The following is a 16,390-nucleotide window of genomic DNA, read 5'->3' on the forward strand; positions in this document are numbered from 1 at the left end:
CCCGCCTCTTTGTCTTTCCTAATCTGTCTGATCGTCGATGAGCCAGCAGTCGGTCCCATCAGTGAGCAGCGTCCTGGCTGACCGGGATACCGCCGCGATGCGTTGGATTTTGCCTTTTCGATCTTCGGCCTCGGACCTCAGCTTCGACTCTCCGGAGCGTAGGCTCGCGCGCATCTCAACCTTAGCTTCGAGGAGTTGCTCTTTTGCAGCGGCTCTGGGGGTCTGAGAGACCAGCCTCTTGAGGGCGTTTCCCTGGGCTCCGCGAGGAAGCGCGATGGGCGTCCCTTTCATGCCCCCGATCTTCATCTCCATGAGCGCTGCGAGGACCTGCCTCTTTTTCAGAAAGCCCTGAGATTTGTCCAGGATCCGCTGTTCTTCGATGAGGGCGCTGCGGTCGTCCATGCTGCCGTCGTAGTACATGCGCGTCATGGCGAGCGCCGACAGGGCCTGGAGGCACCCCCCCCCTTCGAGGCCTTTTGTCTCCATTCTGGGAATATATCCTGCTCATTTAGGGTTATTCGCGCTGAAAGATTTTGACTAGCTTGGTGTCCTTTATTTCGTAAATAATGTCTGCGACGTTCTCGACCAGCCTCTTATCGTGGGAGACGAACACTATCGTTCCGGCATAGGCGCTCATCATCTGCTCGAGGGCTTCGGCGCTCTTGATGTCCAGGTAATTTCCAGGCTCGTCCATGAGCAAGATGTTGTATCTGCCCAGCAGCATCTTCGCGAGCAGCAGCTTGATGACTTCGCCTCCCGAGAGAACGCCAACGTCCTTTGCCAGGTCACGCGGTCCGATTCCCATAGAGGCGAGGACGCTTCGGATTTCGGTCATGCTGTACTCGCAACCATCCTGCATGAACGAGATCGCAGACTGACGGGCGTCGAACTTGTAGCCTGTTTGCTCGAAGTAACCGATCTCTGCCTTGGGAGAGATGTTGATACCGTCGGCGCGTCGAGCGATTGCCTTCAGCAAGCTGGTCTTTCCTGTACCGTTGCCACCGGTGATGGCCACTTTGGCACCGAGCGGTATCTCGAATTTCGCGTGGTCATAGAGCATGCAGTTGCCGAAGCTCAAGCTGAAATCGTCTGCCGAGATGGGAAATTTACTATGCAGTTCCAGGGCCTTGCTTTGGCGGAACCGCACGGTGCGAATGCTGTCGGGGGCCTCAATCCCTTCGAGCGCTTCGAGGCGCTTCTCCATGTCCTTAGCCGCCTGGTACATCCTCTTCTGTTTGGTGCCGGTTGCTTTCTGATGCCCCAATCGACCTGCATACTCGTTGCTTTTCTTTGCGCCCTTCTGCTTGGCGTCGACCTGCCGTGCTTTTTTCCGTTGTTTTTCGATGGCGGCTTCAAGGCGCTCGCGCTCGCGCATCGCCTCTTCGTATCGAGCCGCCTGAACTTTGCGCTCTTCTTCTTTCTGTCGCAGATAGTCGGTGTAGTCACCCCAGAATTCGGAAATACCGCCGTCTTTGAGCTCCCAGATCTTGTCCACTACCTGATCGAGAAAATAACGGTCATGGCTCACAATGAGAAGGGCTCCATCAAATGCCTTGAGTTGTCCGACGAGAAGGCTGATGCCGTCTTGGTCGAGGTGGCTCGTAGGCTCATCAGCAAAGATCGCGCTTGCATGCTGGGAGAGCGCAGAGGCAATCTTGGCGCGTGTTTCCTCTCCGCCGCTCATCGTCTCTTGCGCCACTCCGGCGACGTTGAGACGGGAGAGCATCTCACCACTGTCCTGAGCCGCATCAAGGTCGAGTTCATCGAGTTGGCCGATGAGGGCAATGCTGCCGAAGCGCCTGACGTCGGCGTCCGCAATGGTAAGATTGCCGCTCAGAATTTTAAGCAGGCTGGTTTTGCCTGCGCCATTGTCTCCCACCAAGCCGATGCGATCGTAGGAGTAGATTTCCAACTCTTCGATATCCAGGATATCGCGGCCGGCATATTCCAAAAAGATGTCTTTAGCTTTGACTATGAGTTCCATAGGTTGAACCGCCTTTTGTGTATTAGCCTTTTACTGGAAGCGCAGCCATGCCAAAAAAGATTGCTCACGTCGATTTTTCGCCTTTGCCCAATTGCCGGCGCGAGCGTTTTGACCTTGCGCAAGCCGGCAAATCCGAAAATGATAGTTGGCGACGAATAAGGAGCGCGATGTGGGATGTCGGTGCAATACCTCGTCGTCGCAAGGGCTTGAAGGCTGACGCGTGAACCGATGGCTGCTGCCTCTTTTTTTCGAATACTTGGGCTATTGAATCCGCCCGGTATCTCTTTTCCCCACGTTTCGGACGCTCGGAGCAAGCAGCATAGCCATCGCAAGCAGTACCATGGTCGCTCCAGAGCCGACAAACCATAACGGAGCTCCAAGCAGATCCGCAAAAACGGAGGGGGCCGCGAGGCCCATGGGCATGGCCCACGCCATGATGGTTCCGTAGAGGCCGAAAACGCGGCCTAGGTACTCAGGAGGTATCTGCTCCTGCATAAGGGCAGTCTGGGTTCCCGCGTACAACGGGGAGCATGCGCCCATAAGAAAGCTCACCGGCAGGAAAGCAGCGAACAATGACGGGCCGAGCGATCCGGATACGATTGCGGCAATGCCGAAGCCGGCAATCGCGGCGACCATGGTGAACGACCTATTGCGGAACCCTCCCGTAACCGCCAAGATGCCGGACCCAGCCAGCATGCCTGCAGAAAAAAGGATTTCCGCCAAAGCGGCATCCCCCGTGCTACCGCCAAAATGCCCCAAGGTCATTATTGGGAACAATGCCGCGAGCGGAGAGAACGCGAAAGCGAAGACGAACCCGCACCAAAGAAGGGCGAGCAGCCCCCTGTACCCCCTAGTCAGCTTGTAGCCGTCCGAAATCTCAGAGAAGAGCTCTCGAACCTTATTGGAAAAGGGCAAGCTGCGGTCGGCTTCGTCGAGTCCCCCTGCGTCTATCTGTGCGGCGAGGACGGCTAAAGAAGCGAAAAGCGCTCCCAGCACGTCGAGGACAATCATAGCGGTAATGCCCGCCACGGGATAAATCACTGCTGCAAGCGCGGCGCCAAGAATGTATCCGCCGGACTGAATCGCCTGAGTCACCCCCGATAGGCGAACGAGATGCTCTGGCGGGGCGAGATGGGGCGTGAGAGATTGGGAGGCTGGCGTGTAGAACGAAGTGCCAACTGCACGGAGAAACAGGGCGATGAGAATTAGCCATGCAGGTAAGCTGCCGGCCAACGAGGCAATCGTCAAGGCGGCGCCCACCGCGGCAATGAAGAGGTCGGTGCCGATGAGGACACGTTTCAAAGGCAGTCTGTCGACAAGGGCGCCCGCAAGGATTCCGAACAAAGCAATCGGCAGAAAGCCTGTCAGCGATGCTAAGGAGAGGAGAGAAGACGACCCTGTCGTGAGGGCGAGATGCCAAATAAGACCCATTTGGAGAATCGAACTCGTCAATGTCGAAACGAGCTCCCCGCCCCATACGAAACAAAGCTTGAATTGCCATGAATGGCACAGCAGAGCAGACCTGCCCCGAGAGGTTTCAAATATCATGGTTATGTCCAATCGTGAAATGGCGTGCAGAAAAACAGCGCGACGCCACAACAGCGCCGCTTTCTAGGCGCTCATCCACGTGCGGAAAAGACCAACCACGACACCCCTCCTTTGTTAATTCGGTCTGGCAAACCATGTAATATTAACGAGGCTTGAGTTTGCCTGTCAAGAATCGACCATCGGAAAGGGCAATCCTCTCTGGCCATTCGATTCCTTTTGTATCTATGGCTGCATTTACGTTATGTGGTTATTTATTTCGTTAGAATTCCCAAGCAAAACGCTTTTATGCACCATGTCTGCGCAAGCGAGAAAAGCCATTTCTAAGCCTCGGTCCACGAAAATGTCAACTTGGCTTTTCATTGAGCCGATACTTCCAACACCGCTGAAAACGAACCAAACGCGTAGCTCTTGCGTGTCCGCAACTCGCACCATCAAAGTATGCAAGCATCCTGATGAGCAGGATAGCCTCTGATCGTCTGTATCTCAATTCGGAACAAAGATCCTGGGAAAAAGGGGATGCGGCGCCGAACGCGAACAATGTGTGTACGCTGTCGAGAAATGAGGCGCGCGCCGAGAAACCGGTGGTCCATACTCCACGCCGCACCCCCAACTGAGCCTCGTAGGATTGGACCTCTTTAAGCAACGGTTCGAGGTCTTTTTCGCGCTCAGCGGCGTCCCTGGCCTTGTCTTCGATGCCGGCGAGTTGCTCGGTAATCCAATCGATTACCTGACCGACGTCGTTGTACCTGCCCTCGATCTCGTTTCTTGCCGCCTGTCGTGCCTCGGCGGGCTTTTGGAGGTAATCGTCATGAAGGGCTGCGTAGGTCCTAGCGATGTCCAGGGCGTTTTTGACCTTCGCCCTCTGGTCGCCGGCGATCATGGAGGCGATCGATTCCAGCTTGGCGTCGATGCACTGGAGGCTGTCGCTGATTTCGGTCATGTACGCCTGACCGACAACCATCGCCGCTGCGGCAAGGCCGACGCTGGCGATCTGTGCGGGGCTGACCCCAGCGGCTTTGAGGGAGACGTCGCCGCTCAGGCGACCTTTCGGGTCTCGGACGAGGGCCCTTACCGCTTCCGGATCCTTCTTCGAGGCGACGAGGTCCTTAAAGCTGTAGCCTTCGGGAACCTCGACTTTGTAGAGCTGTTTTCCTCGACGAGGTCTATGACGTCCGAGGCGAGGCCGAGAATGGCGTCCGCCCGCTCTCCGATGCCGACGTTGTTCTCTTTGCCCGCATCGGCGTTCGCGACGAGCCTGATGTTCTCCAAGTCCTCGACGGGAACGACCTCGACGCTGATTGGCGCAAGTTCTTTGTCGCTCATGCTCTTAGCGCCTATCTCGCCTCATCGGAACGCGCCAGGACGTCCCATTTGTTGTACGAGCCCTCGGCCTGAAGATCCCTGACGAGGGCCTCATAGCGGGTCTCGAGGTCTTTCTCCTCACACGGGAAGAGCAGAATCATCATTGGTCTTTTGAACTTGAAGTCAGCGTAGACGTCGATGTTGCCGAAACCGCAAAGCTGTGTGTATATGCTGAAGCCCATGGATTTGCCGCAACCGACATAGACGTCCTCGTAGGCGGAAGGGTCTTTCTCTCGTGCCGATTTCATCGTGACGACGGCGTAGCAGCCGGCGATCGCCATGTACCCATCGCTGAGGTCGGCTTCGCTGGAGACGTTGTTCTCGAAGTTCTCGAAGAAATCTTTTGCGGAGATCGGCGGAAGCGAGCTTGCCACGGCCTTCTTGCGGGATGCCTCGAGTGACTTTTGCTGCTCCTTCTTGTCTTTGATTGCCCGACCCTTTGAAAGGAATGAGTCCCTGGCTTCTCCCAGGCTATCTGCCGCCTGCTTCCCCCTTTGCTGCCCCCAGTCGATCAGAGCGGGCCCGTATTTGTTCACAGCGGGCTCAACGAAGGGCAGAACGTCTTTTCCGATGTCGATGGCCCTTTTGACGTCTTGCAGCTTAATCTTTCCCAATTGCGTACCTCTATTCATGGACAACCGGAAGCTTATCGAGAAGCAGCCGGCAGCGTCTTGTTTCTATCAAGTGCGTAAATTATCTCACCACATGCAAGACCCCTTGCCGAGATATAGCGGCAAGGGGTCGAAGGGCCATATTCGGTTGTAGTTTCGATCTGCAAGTCCTAGTCTCGGTCGTCGTCGCCGGCTGCGCAGCAGGCGTAGGCCGTGAGCGTGAGGAGCCCCATGAGGAGCCCTATTCCGAAGGGCGCGAATCCCATGTTTCCACCTCCTTCGCGTAGACCACGGTGCGGGAGTTGCTCGTCTGGTAGCTGCACGTCACGAAGGCCCAGGCATGCGCGATGTCCGCCGAATCTTCCAGGACGACCTCGCACTGGGACAATTTGTCCCCGAGGTAGGCGTCGAGCTCCGCAGCGCCGGCGAAGTTGGTCCGCTTGCCCTCTGAGCTCGCGTCGACCACGTCAGCCGCGAAGACCTCGAGCTCGATCGCATTCTCGCGGGTGTAGACCCGGATGGTGCGGTGCCCCTCGGCGAAACCGCGCGACGAGTATTGCGCGAGCGGCGCGAACATAGTGCCGTCGGACATGTGGTGCCCGTAGACGATGACGAGCGGGCTCTCGGCGCCCTGCGCGCACCCGGCGTCGATGTAGGGAGCGCCCCACGCTGATCTTTCGCCGCCGGCGTCGTGCGTGAGGTAGAAGTCGGGCGATTCGGGCCGGCCCTGGACGATCGGGTAGTCGACGGTCGTGCCCGGCACGCGCACCCAAGCGACGACGGAGGCGGGAAGGGCGTCCCAGTCGATGCCGCCTCCCGTCTCTTGAGCCTCCATTGCCGCATCCTTTTCCGCAGCAGGCGCCTCGTGCACCCCGTACGGGTTCCTCTCGGGCAGCGGCAGGACGGCGAGCGCCGCCAGCGCCAGCAACGCCACGGCAATGGCGAGTGCCGTGGCGGCTTTCCCTTTGTTCATGTCCTCCCCCGTTCGCAGGGGAGGCCCCGGGCGGGCGCCCAGGGCCTCCGGTTCGGTATCGATGCGGCGCCGCTACTCTTCCGGCTCTTCGGCAGGCTCTTCGGCTGCCGCGTCCTTGCTTGCGCCGGCCGTCTTGCGCTTGCGGTACGCGAGCACTCCGCCCGCGCCCGCCGCAGCTGCTAGAGCGATGCCTGCGGCCACGGCGTAGCCGGTGGCGTCGGGGGCGTCGGCCCCGGTCTTGGCGTAGGGCTCCTCGGGCACCTCGGGCGTGTCGGGGTTGTCCACGACGACGCTCTGCTCGGCGGAGTCGATGTCCTCGTGGGTCGCAACGACGTTGCCGGCGGAGTCCAGGACCTTCTCGAAGACGACGAGCTCGTCTCCCTCGGCCAGGCCCTCGGTGTCGAACTCGAAGGTCACCTCGACGGTGCCGGAGGGCGCCTCTGGCTCGAAGGGCGTGCGCGCGGTCACCTCGTTGCCGTCCTTGTCGAGGAACGGCTCTCCGGTGCCCTTGTCCATGAGCGTGCCCACGGCGATGTAGGTCTCGCCGGGGACGAGGCCCTTGTAGGCCACCGTGTCGACGACCTTTGCCTTGCCGGCCTCGATGACCTGGTCGCCGTCGGCGGCGTCGGCCGCCTGGGTGCCCACCTCGACGGCGACGTGGACGGTCTGGCCCTCGTCGGAGAGGTCCGCGTGCGACGCCACCTCGGCGCCGTCCTTGCGAAGGCTCTCGAACACGACCAGGTCGCGGCCGCCGAGCAGGCTCGCGTCGAAGGAGATCTCTACGTCCTGGCTGCCCGTCGAGAGCGCGGGCGCGAACTCGGCCTTGGCCCCCACGGGCTTGCCCGAGGCATCGGTCACGGGCTCGCCGGTCGCCTTGTCGACGAGGGTTGCCGAGAGCTCGTATTCCTCGCCGGCCTTCAGCCCCTCGTAGGCCACCGCGTCGACGACCTTGGCCTCGGCGTCGGCCGAGACGTCCTTGTCGCCGTCCGCCCCGTCCTTTGCTGTGGTGGAGATGCGCGGGCCCTCCTGGTCGTCAAGGCCCATCCACACGGCCTTGGCCACCGTCGAGTCGCGCTCGATCCAGAAGCTCCTGGTGATGAGCTCGAGGCCCTCGTTGGCCTCGCAGCGCAGCTCGGTCATGGTGTAGGCGCCGTACGGCAGTGCCGCCAGCGAGTCGTCGACCGGCGCCGAGGAGCCGTCCTCGCCGAGCGAGAACCAGATGCCGGCCTTCGGGTCCATGTCGGCGGCAGCAATCGGGCCCTCATGGCCGAGCAGGGCGTCGTTGGCGTTGGTGTCCCTCGAGTGCCTGTTCCAGCTGCTCGCGGTGGACGCGTCGCCGTTGCGGTCCGTCACCAGCACGTGCGTCTCGCCGGTGGCCGCGTTCTCGATGGCGAACGGGACCATGAGGCCGGCGTTGTCGGTCTCGCTCTTCTTGGAGAGCTCGAGGTCGTTGCGCACCACCTGGTCGCGGAACTCGAGCGCGGCGCCGTCCGCGGAGGCGCTCACGATCTCGCCGCCGGTGCGGACCTCGAAGGTGCGGGGCTCGCCGTCGGTCAGTAGGTAGCTCCCGTTCGTCGCCGTCTCCCGCACGTCGTAGGTTCCGTACGGCAGTGCGTCGGCCGCGGTCTGCGCGGTGTAGGCGCCGGCCTCGTCGTTCCATGCGGTGGTCAGCGTGGCCACGGCTTCGCCCGGCTCGTGCCATTCGCCGTCAACGAGGACCTTGTGCGCCGAGCGGTTCGTGACGGTGAACTCGATCCCGTCGAGGCCGGGGTGCTCGCCAGGCGCCTCCTTGTGGCCGCTGCCCGCGAGCGCCTCGGACGCCTGCAGCTCCTTGTCGGACTTGGTCACCTGCACGCCGCCGCGGAAGACCTCGTCGGTCACGGGGTCGCCCGTGAGGTCGCGCACCTCGCCGGCCTTCACGGTGAACGCGACGGAGGCGTCGCTGGCGTCGTAGCCCTCGGGCGCTCCGGACTCGACGATGCGATAATTGCCTGCGGGAAGTGCGTCGGCGCCGGTCGCGGCGACGTGCGATCCGTTCTCGGGCGCGGTCTTGATCGTGGCGCAGACCTCTCCGTCGGCGTAGTACTTGCCGCCGACCAGCACGTACCGGCCGGTCTCGTTAACGACGGAGAAGCTCGCGCCGTCGAGCGAGGCGTCGCCCTGGGGCTCTGCGCCCGCCTCGGAGTCCTCTTTGGCGACCTTGACGCCGCCTGCGGACCAGCTGAAGCTCACGAGCGTCTGTGAGCCGCCGCCGGTCCTGACGCAGAACGCCTCGAACCCGGCGGAGACCCTGCCGGCGCCCGCCTTCATCTTGGCGAAGGTCCCGCCGATCAGCTCGGATTTCGCCCAGGAGGCGAACTCGGCGCTCGTGCCGTGCGTGGCAGCCGACTCGGACCCAGAGTAGGCGTAGGCGATGAGCACATGGCTCGCCGCGGCGTACTTCGCGTCGTCCCAGCCGCCGCCGTCGTACCAGCTGCCCGGGAACATCGACGCGTCGAAGCCGGGAGAGCCGAACGAGTACCAGATCGCCGCTGTCACGTCGTCGCTCGGCACGGGGCTCGTCGAGTAGGAGCCCGGCGCGGGCGTCGGGGACGAGGGCTCGGCGCAGTAGGCGATGTTCCCGTCGGCGCTCATCCACGTGGTGGCGAAGCCGCCGTAGGGGATCTTGCCGCCGACGGACACGTCTACCGTGCTCGGCGCGGCGTAGGCGGGCGAGGCCGCCACGGAGGCGAGCAGCGCCCCCGCCGCCAGGATGAGCGCCATGGCGCATCGGAGGAGCTTTTCCTGCAGGGTGCAGTCTTTCGCTGCGTTCATCTTTCCGCCTCCCTATCTCTCGACGCTTCGCTGTGCGCGGGGCGCCTCGTGCTCGGTAGCGCGGCTCGCCTGGCGGGCGTGCTCGGCGCGCTCCGCGAGGTAGCGCGAGCGCCCTGCGTCAACGGCCTCTTTGAGCTGCGCCGGCATGACCTTCACGGTGTCCTTGACCGCGCGTCCGCCCTCGTCGAGCTCGGGCTGGCCGTCCGGGCCCATCACCGTCTTCCTCAGCCACACCTCGCGGTTCGCGAGCAGCGGTATGTCCCGGAAGTCGGCCCCCTTGAAGCGGCTCTCGTTAACGAACATGGGGCTGAACTCGTAGCCTCCCACGTCCATGCCGTCGACGACGGTGCCCTTGGGAAGGGTCGCCGAGTTGAAGGTCCTGGCCTCGCCGGTCGCGCGGTCGGTGTACTCGATGCCCTCGCGCACGAAGCTCTTGTGCAGCGAGAGGTACACGTTCTTCCTCTCTTCCATGTCTTTCCTCCTTTTCGTTTTCAATCGGTCCTTGTCTTCATCCGCCGGGACGCGTGCCCCGGCGCGGCGCCCCTATCTCATGGCGACCGCCCCCTTCCTCGCTTTTCCGCTAGAAGCCGCTCACGATGTCGCGCGCCCAGGAGCCGCTTTTCACGAGGGCCAGGATGAGCAGCACGCACATGGCCAGGTACTGCAGCGCGTAGGTGAGCCCGTTCGCGACCGCGTCGGCCGGGGTGCCCGTCCCGGGGTTCGCCCCGGTGAGCCCGCCGAGCACGAGCGGGAACGATATGAGCAGCACGAGGATGATGACGCCGGCGATGCAGACCGCCCCGAAGCTCTTCAGGTAGCCAAGGCCTATCTGGCGCGTGGCGTCCATGCCGAGGAACGCCAGCGGGATCGGGGCGAACGCGGCCATGATGTAGAGCTGGAGCGCGCGGGCCCAGCAGACCACGAGGGCGACGACGTAGGCCGCCAGCACCACGACCCAGCTGATGAGGCTCACGACGAGCATGGCGATGAGCGACGGGATGTCGTCGTCGGTGGTGACGACTGACACCTCGGGCAGGTCGAGCGCGCCACCGGCGCCGAAGAGCGCCTCGACTCGGTCGATGGCGAGCCCGCAGACCTCGTAGATCGACGCCATCAGGTCGAAGCTGTTCTGTATGAGGAACAGGAACACGGCGAAGAACACGAGGAGGAACACGACCTCCTTGACGCCGGGAAGGCTCTGGCTGCCGTCCATGCGCTGGGATATCTCGATGAGCTTCAGGGTGAAGACCAGGCCGAGCACCCCGCACCCGATCGGCAGGATGGCAACCTGCCATACGCCCCGGGCGACGTCGTGCATGGTCAGGTCGCTCGAGCTCGTGAGCATGTGCGCGAAGTCGGCCGAGAGGATCCCGTTCGCGCCGATCGACCCGAGCACGCCCGTCTGCGCCTTGAACATCCAGTTGCAGCAGTCGCGCAGAAGGCCGCACAGCCAATCGTTGACGTCCCCGGCTATGTCGGCGTATGCCGGCTGCGCGGGGACGAGCAGGAGCGCGCAGAGGGCGAAGGCGGTCGCGGCGGAGACGGCGAAGACCCTTCGGCGTCGCGATTCAAGCGCCCGCACGGCTACATCGCCTCCAGCGAGCCGCTGCGCGAAACCACGGTGACCACCGTCGAGGCGGGGTCGTCGAGCGTGAAGGTCGTCGACGCGACGTTCCAGGCGTAGTCGAGCCACACCTCCTTGTCCCAGGTGGCTCCCGTCGCCTGCGGGGACACCTTCGCCGCCTTCCCGGCGACGGCCTCCTCGATGGCGGCGACGTCCGCGCCCAGCGCCTCGGAGAGGCGGTCGTCGGTGCCGGTCACGGAGAACGCTCCGTCTTGCGCCTTCTGGGGCACGTAGGCCTGCGTCAGGAGGTCGCAGGCCAGGGTGCGGGCGTCCCCGCCGCCCGAGACCTGGATGAGCGACAGGCCTCCCGCCTTGTCGCCGGTTCCCTTGACGTCGATGGGCACGCTGAGCACGCCGCCGGCCTCGGAGGGCTCCTCGGCCGAGAAGAACCAGGCGCGCTCGGTGCCGTCCGCGCTCTCCACCATGGCGCCCTCGACGATCCGCAGCGTGGCGGTCGGGTCGTCGGCGCCCGTCCACGCGGTGTTCCAGAGCGCCTCGGCGCCCGATGTCGCCTTTCCAGTCTCCGAGCCAGTGCCTTCAGGGGCGCCGGCCATCGCGGGCGGCGCCAGCTCCTGGGGGCTTTCCTGCGGGGCGATGGCGCAGCGCGCCGCGCCCGCGCCGAGCGCCACGGTGAGCGCGCCTGCCGCGACGGCGGCCATGACCCTTGACTTTCCCTGCATTGGTTTCTCCTATCTCGCGGTGAGCGCGCAGCTGAAGCTGCCGATGCCGCTCGCTATGCGGCACACGTCGCCCGTTCGCGGCTCGTGTATGTACCTGTCGTCGCCGATGTAGATGGCAACGTGGCCCGAGCGGTAGAGGATGTCGCCGGGCTTCGCCTCCGAGAGCGGTATGCGCCTGAGCTCCTCGTACTGGGAACCCGTGTAGTGGCTTATGCGGATGCCCGCCTGCGCGTAGCAGTACTGCGTGAGCCCGCTGCAGTCGAGCGCCTTGCCGGGGGTCGAGCCTCCCCACACGTAGGGCACGCCGAGCTGGCTGTACGCCGCCTCGACGATCGCGTTCCCGTTCGCGGCCGGGTCCTTCAGGTCCTCGACCGTCATGGAGTCGAGCCTGTAGAGGCCCCATTGCGCCATGATCGACTTCAGGGACTCGACGTAGGACGAGTCGGTCGCCCAGCCGGCGTCCTTGAGCCCCTCGGCCATCCTGTCCGAGTCGTGCCTCTCGATCGCCTCGCGGATGAGGGCGTTGCCCGAGTAGCGCTCCGCCTGCAGGAAGACCCTGCTGCGGAAGCGGATGCACTTGGCGTCGCCGGCGAAGCGGATGAAGCTCGCCGTGATCTGGGTGTGCTCGCCGGGCACGTACTCCTCGCTGGTGGCCCAGTTCGCCTTGCCGGCCACCTCGGGGCAGCCCGCGTAGCCCGACCACCACTTCATGCCGAAGAGGTTGTGGTCGCGCTCTGCGAGCTGGCTCATGCGGTCGCCCTGGCCGGACTCCTGGATGATCTGCGCGATGGTGCAGCCCGCCGGGTGCCCGTACTCCTCCTGGCACTCGAGCGCCGCCTCGACCATCTCGTAGGTGATGTAGGGCGGCAGCCCCTCGAGGCCCTGCTTGGAGGCTGCGTCGTCCCAGAAGCCGAACAGCGCGCTCAGCAGCTGCGCGACGGCGAGCGCGCAGGCGACGAAGGCCACGATACCGGCCACCGCCCCGAGCAGGGCGGGCGCCGCGCCCGAGACCGCGCCCGCGATCGCGGAGGCGGCGCCCTTCGACCCCGCGGCTCGGGCCGCCTCGCCCGACGCCTGCGCGGCCGCCTGGGCCGCCTGGTGCTTGGCCGGGGCGGTCGCGCCGGCTGCCTCGGGGCCGCGCGCGCCTCCCTTGGGGGCGCCGAGCGCGGTCGCCGCCTTGCGGCTGCCCCGGGCGGCTTTCTTCGCCTTCCTCTGCCGAAGCCCTCCCGCGGCCTTCTTGGCCGCACGCCCCGCGTCGTACATGCCCGAGGCGCCCTCGAGCTCCTCCGAGTCGTCGAATTGGGAGACTGCCTCCCGGGCGATCGCCAGCTTCGCCGCATCGACGCGCGAGCGCATCGCTGCCGCCGCGCGCCGGTTTCCGGCGGGTTGGGACAATTTGTCCCCGAGCCCGCCTTCCGTCGCGTCGGGCCTGGAGGGGCGCTCCTTCGCCGTTGCGGCGGGGCCTCCCGCCTCGTCGGGCGGGCCGGCTCCCTCCGAGACGTTTCCCAGGGCGTCGCGCTCGGTCTCCGCGACGTCGCCCGCGGTGAGCACGTCGCGGCGCCGCGCCCCGACCACCTCGAGCATCCCGCCGCCCTCGCTCGGGCCGGCCATTCCTATTCCTCCGCCTCTCGCGCCGCCCGGCGCATCTCGCGCTCGGCGACCTCTGCGGGCTTGGTGCTCCACAGGTCGTAGAGCGGGCCTTTAGGGAAGTCGTCGGTGATGGGCACGCGGATCCCCGCGCTGATGAGCAGCCCCTCGCCGGGCTTGACGGCGTCGCCGATGTAGCCGCGCTCCGTGGCGGAGAGCTGGAGCATCTCCGCCCACGCGTCGAGGTCGGCGGTGGACTGCTTGTGCAGCAGGAAGAACTCGGAGTTGAGCACCATATCGCGGGCCTCGGCGTTGGCCAGCATGTGGCTCGTGTTCTGGCTGATGCCGGTGCAGATGAGGCCGAACTTGCGCCCCTCGCGCCACAGGCGGGCGAAGTACTCGACCACCGTCGGGTGAGCGAAGAGGCTCTGCACCTCGTCGATGTAGAGCCAGGTGTAGTTGGGGCGCGGCGGCGTGACCATCACGCGGTTGCGCACCATCTCGAGCGCCGTGATCATGCCGAACACGCGCATGTTCTGGCCGAGGCCGTGCATGTCGATGTTGGTGATGCGGTTGTCGAGCGCCACGTTGCTCTGGCCGTTGAAGAAGGAGAACGCGCCCTTCACGTAGCGCTCGTAGCGCAGCGCGATGTCGGCGGCCTCGGGCTCGGGCTGAGCGAGCAGCGCCGCGTGGAAGTCGCCGAGCGTGGGCAGGCGGCCGTCCCTCGCGCACTCCCGGTACGCCTCGCCGACGCAGCGCGCGATGATCGAGCGGTCGCGCTCCGGCAGGCCCTCGCGGCCCTCGGCCATGAGCGCGCTCGAGAGCGCGAGCACCGCGTCGGTCTTGTACGCGAGCTTGGCGGCGTCGGCGCGGTCCGCGACGTCGGCGGTGTCGAGGGGGTTGAGCACCGCCGAGCATCCCGGGGCGAGCTCGACGTTCGCGCCGCCGAGCGCTCCCACGAGGTTGCCGTACTCGCCGGCCGGGTCGAAGATCACGACCTCGTCCTCGGGGTGCGCGAGCACGGTGTTGGTTATCTCGCGCTTGACCGAGAAGCTCTTGCCCGAGCCGGGCTTGCCGCACACGAAGCCCATGGGGCTCGCCAGGCGCTTGCGGTCGCACAGCACCAGGTTCCCGCTCTCCTTGGACTGCCCGTAGTAGCCTCCGCCCGCCTCGTCGAGGCTCTGGCTGGCGAAGGGCATCTGCATGGCCACCTGCCCCGTGGTGAGGTAGCGGCTCACGGTGACGTGGTTGTCCCCGAGCGGGAGCACCGAGTTGAGAGCCTGGCGCTGGCGGAAGTGGAGCGGCTCGAGGCCGATCGTGCAGCCCTGCGCGACGCTCGTCACCTGCTGGACGCGGCGGTCGAGCTCCTCGAGGCTGTCGGCCCAGGTGTAGACGAGGCCCGTGTAGACGAACAGGCGCTCGGACTTGTTGCGCAGGAAGTCGAGCAGCTCCTCGGCCTCCTCCTTCGAGAAGCGCAGCTCGGGCGGCAGGATCTGGTAGTCGTAGCCCTTCTTCACGGCGCTCATCTGCTCGTCGATGATCTCCTTGTCCATCCAGTCGATCTGGCGCTTCACGAGCGCGAGCGCCTCGCTCTGCGCGATGGGCTGCACGTGCAGCGTCACGTTGAGCGGCAGCGGCAGGTCGATGATGGAGGCGAGGTAGGTCTCCTCGATGACCGACCCGAAGCTGCGCACGGCGAGCACCGCGCCGTAGCGCCCGTCGCTGCAAAAGCAGTCGGACCTGCCCTCGGGCTTGAAGTCGAGCGTGGAGGGCATGACGAAGTCCTTCGTGCGCGCGCCAGACGTCGGGGACAATTTGTCCCAGGAGAACTCGAAGCGCGACCCCGGGCGCAGCTGCCCCTGCAAAAGCTCGAGCCTCTCGGCGCCGTCGAGGGCGCGCGACGAGCAGCGTATGCGCGCGAGGGTCTGCTCCACGTCGCCCCGGATGCGCGCGAGCTTGGGCACCGCGGCGTCGACGTCGTCGGCGCCCACGGCGTAGGTCAGGTAGCGGTGGCGCACGAGGTTCGAGACGCCCTCGCGCATCTTGTCGTTGAGGATCCGGTTGTACTCTTCGGCGAGCCCGGCGGTGGCGCGCTCCCCGGGCTCGAAGAAGACCTTGCGGCCGACCTCGTCGGCGGGGATGGGCGCGTTCACGACCTGGAGCTGCACGTGGGAGTCCGCCGGGAAGTAGTTGAACAGCGAGCTCATCACGGTGAAGGCCGTCTCGCGCGCCTCCTTGCGCGCGGACTGGTAGCTGATGTCGGAGAACTCGACCGTCTGGCTGAACACCCCGGGCATCACCTGGGCGATTCCGTCCCTGTACATGGCGTCGTAGCCGACGTAGGCGGCCATCTCGCGCGAGCGGTCGCGCTCCCGGCGGCGCCTCTGCCGCTCGGCCTCCGCGCCCTTCGAGGCGTCCTTGCGCCCGCCCGTGCCGCCGAGGAGCAGCCCGAGGGTGCTCGGGCGCTTCGGCCTATTCTCCTTGTTGGTTCTTGCTCGGCTCATAGAGCTCGGCTCCTTTCTTCCTTGCCCTGCGCCTCGCGCGCCGCCCCGGGCGGCCCGGGCGCGGCGCGCCCTCGGGCAGGCTCCCGGCGAGGCAGGGCTCGTACGCGAGCAGCTGCGGGGAGAGCTCGTGGGCCGCCAAAAGCGGCAGCAGCTCCTCGGCGCGCATGCCGAAGGGACGCCAGAACCCGGCGAGCCAGAACGGCATGCTGCAGAGCATGATCGGGAAGGCCGCGTCCGCGACGTCTGCGTGCAGGCCCAGGTGGACGAAGGCCGCAGCCCCGACGGCGCTGCCGAAGCCGAGCGACACGCATGCGAGCGTGCGCAGGCTCATCTTCCCGACGATCTTCTCCTCGTACTCCCCGATGTCCTTCTGCACCGGTATCCGGAGCGCCATCCGCGACGCCCCCTATGCCGGCAGCCAGGACGTGTCCAGCTGCCCGAAGTAGACCGACGCGGCGATGATGATCGCGCCGCCGGCGATGGTGGATATGGCGGTCGCGATCTGCGGGCCGCCCTGCTGCTCCCTGATGGCCAGGCCGAGCGAGACCGCGCCCCAGACGACCAGGAAGCCGCCGAGGAAGGTCACGCAGCCCGACACGAGCTTGATGACGTTTGCGAGCATGCTGCTCTCCTTTGCTTTCGGTTGACGATGTTCCTTGCTGCTCCTCCCCCCGCGGCGGGGGAGGCCCGCGCCCTCCGCGGC

At 65.1% G+C, this 16,390-nt stretch carries 15 protein-coding genes; all 15 read right to left on the minus strand.

Annotated elements, in window-relative coordinates; all coding sequences use genetic code 11:
• Positions 1-18: 18 nt before the first annotated feature.
• On the minus strand, positions 19-486 hold the full coding sequence (locus ET524_RS01940; protein ID WP_201738601.1) for a hypothetical protein: 468 nt from the start codon (positions 484-486) through the stop codon (positions 19-21).
• 28 nt (positions 487-514) lie between these two features.
• The gene (abc-f, locus tag ET524_RS01945; protein ID WP_075279303.1) at positions 515-1,984 is read right to left on the minus strand and encodes a ribosomal protection-like ABC-F family protein; all 1,470 of its coding nucleotides are present in this window, start codon (positions 1,982-1,984) and stop codon (positions 515-517) included.
• 261 nt (positions 1,985-2,245) lie between these two features.
• On the minus strand, positions 2,246-3,532 hold the full coding sequence (locus ET524_RS01950; RefSeq protein ID WP_129423109.1) for an MFS transporter: 1,287 nt from the start codon (positions 3,530-3,532) through the stop codon (positions 2,246-2,248).
• A 343-nt stretch (positions 3,533-3,875) separates the two neighbouring features.
• Entirely contained in the window at positions 3,876-4,472 is a 597-nt protein-coding gene (locus tag ET524_RS11660) for a hypothetical protein (protein ID WP_199408227.1), read from the minus strand.
• A 128-nt stretch (positions 4,473-4,600) separates the two neighbouring features.
• The gene (locus ET524_RS11665; RefSeq protein ID WP_197736875.1) at positions 4,601-4,855 is read right to left on the minus strand and encodes a hypothetical protein; all 255 of its coding nucleotides are present in this window, start codon (positions 4,853-4,855) and stop codon (positions 4,601-4,603) included.
• 11 nt (positions 4,856-4,866) lie between these two features.
• Complete coding sequence (locus ET524_RS01960; protein WP_199408229.1) at positions 4,867-5,508, minus strand: hypothetical protein; 642 nt, start codon at positions 5,506-5,508, stop codon at positions 4,867-4,869.
• Positions 5,509-5,746: 238 nt separating this feature from the next.
• Positions 5,747-6,478 (minus strand): class B sortase, encoded by a 732-nt coding sequence (locus ET524_RS01965; protein WP_117655969.1) that lies wholly within the window; start codon positions 6,476-6,478, stop codon positions 5,747-5,749.
• A 72-nt stretch (positions 6,479-6,550) separates the two neighbouring features.
• Positions 6,551-9,292 carry a VaFE repeat-containing surface-anchored protein gene (locus ET524_RS01970; RefSeq protein ID WP_117655970.1) on the minus strand — a complete coding sequence of 914 codons (2,742 nt, stop codon included), beginning with the start codon at positions 9,290-9,292 and terminating at the stop codon, positions 6,551-6,553.
• A gap of 12 nt (positions 9,293-9,304) precedes the next feature.
• A complete protein-coding gene (locus ET524_RS01975) occupies positions 9,305-9,763 on the minus strand; it encodes a DNA gyrase (protein ID WP_075279307.1) in 459 nt (152 codons plus the stop codon).
• Between the two features lie 109 nt (positions 9,764-9,872).
• Positions 9,873-10,874 (minus strand): conjugal transfer protein TrbL, encoded by a 1,002-nt coding sequence (locus ET524_RS01980; protein ID WP_075279308.1) that lies wholly within the window; start codon positions 10,872-10,874, stop codon positions 9,873-9,875.
• Between the two features lie 2 nt (positions 10,875-10,876).
• Positions 10,877-11,575, minus strand: coding sequence for a hypothetical protein (locus ET524_RS11670; RefSeq protein WP_201738602.1), 699 nt, complete (start codon positions 11,573-11,575; stop codon positions 10,877-10,879).
• A 30-nt stretch (positions 11,576-11,605) separates the two neighbouring features.
• A complete protein-coding gene (locus ET524_RS01995; RefSeq protein WP_201738603.1) occupies positions 11,606-13,207 on the minus strand; it encodes a C40 family peptidase in 1,602 nt (533 codons plus the stop codon).
• Positions 13,208-13,209: 2 nt separating this feature from the next.
• Positions 13,210-15,687 carry a VirB4-like conjugal transfer ATPase, CD1110 family gene (locus ET524_RS02000; RefSeq protein ID WP_129423110.1) on the minus strand — a complete coding sequence of 826 codons (2,478 nt, stop codon included), beginning with the start codon at positions 15,685-15,687 and terminating at the stop codon, positions 13,210-13,212.
• A complete protein-coding gene (locus tag ET524_RS02005) occupies positions 15,656-16,063 on the minus strand; it encodes a PrgI family protein (protein WP_236648232.1) in 408 nt (135 codons plus the stop codon). The genes ET524_RS02000 and ET524_RS02005 overlap by 32 nt, the downstream gene beginning before the upstream one ends.
• Positions 16,064-16,093: 30 nt before the next feature.
• Complete coding sequence (locus ET524_RS02010) at positions 16,094-16,309, minus strand: hypothetical protein (protein WP_006234636.1); 216 nt, start codon at positions 16,307-16,309, stop codon at positions 16,094-16,096.
• Positions 16,310-16,390 lie beyond the last annotated feature (81 nt).

It is taken from the genome of Senegalimassilia faecalis, from assembly GCF_004135645.1.
Classification (GTDB): Bacteria; Actinomycetota; Coriobacteriia; order Coriobacteriales; family Eggerthellaceae; genus Senegalimassilia; species Senegalimassilia faecalis.

Excerpts from the sequence above, each read along its gene's own strand:
- ET524_RS01940 (WP_201738601.1), bottom strand. The coding sequence starts at position 486 with ATGGAGACAAAAGGCCTCGAAGGGGGGGGGTGCCTCCAGGCCCTGTCG.
- abc-f (WP_075279303.1), bottom strand. The coding sequence starts at position 1,984 with ATGGAACTCATAGTCAAAGCTAAAGACATCTTTTTGGAATATGCCGGC.
- ET524_RS01950 (WP_129423109.1), bottom strand. The coding sequence starts at position 3,532 with ATGATATTTGAAACCTCTCGGGGCAGGTCTGCTCTGCTGTGCCATTCA.
- ET524_RS11660 (WP_199408227.1), bottom strand. The coding sequence starts at position 4,472 with ATGACCGAAATCAGCGACAGCCTCCAGTGCATCGACGCCAAGCTGGAA.
- ET524_RS11665 (WP_197736875.1), bottom strand. The coding sequence starts at position 4,855 with ATGAGCGACAAAGAACTTGCGCCAATCAGCGTCGAGGTCGTTCCCGTC.
- ET524_RS01965 (WP_117655969.1), bottom strand. The coding sequence starts at position 6,478 with ATGAACAAAGGGAAAGCCGCCACGGCACTCGCCATTGCCGTGGCGTTG.
- ET524_RS01970 (WP_117655970.1), bottom strand. The coding sequence starts at position 9,292 with ATGAACGCAGCGAAAGACTGCACCCTGCAGGAAAAGCTCCTCCGATGC.
- ET524_RS01975 (WP_075279307.1), bottom strand. The coding sequence starts at position 9,763 with ATGGAAGAGAGGAAGAACGTGTACCTCTCGCTGCACAAGAGCTTCGTG.
- ET524_RS11670 (WP_201738602.1), bottom strand. The coding sequence starts at position 11,575 with ATGGCCGCCGTCGCGGCAGGCGCGCTCACCGTGGCGCTCGGCGCGGGC.
- ET524_RS01995 (WP_201738603.1), bottom strand. The coding sequence starts at position 13,207 with ATGGCCGGCCCGAGCGAGGGCGGCGGGATGCTCGAGGTGGTCGGGGCG.
- ET524_RS02000 (WP_129423110.1), bottom strand. The coding sequence starts at position 15,687 with ATGAGCCGAGCAAGAACCAACAAGGAGAATAGGCCGAAGCGCCCGAGC.
- ET524_RS02010 (WP_006234636.1), bottom strand. The coding sequence starts at position 16,309 with ATGCTCGCAAACGTCATCAAGCTCGTGTCGGGCTGCGTGACCTTCCTC.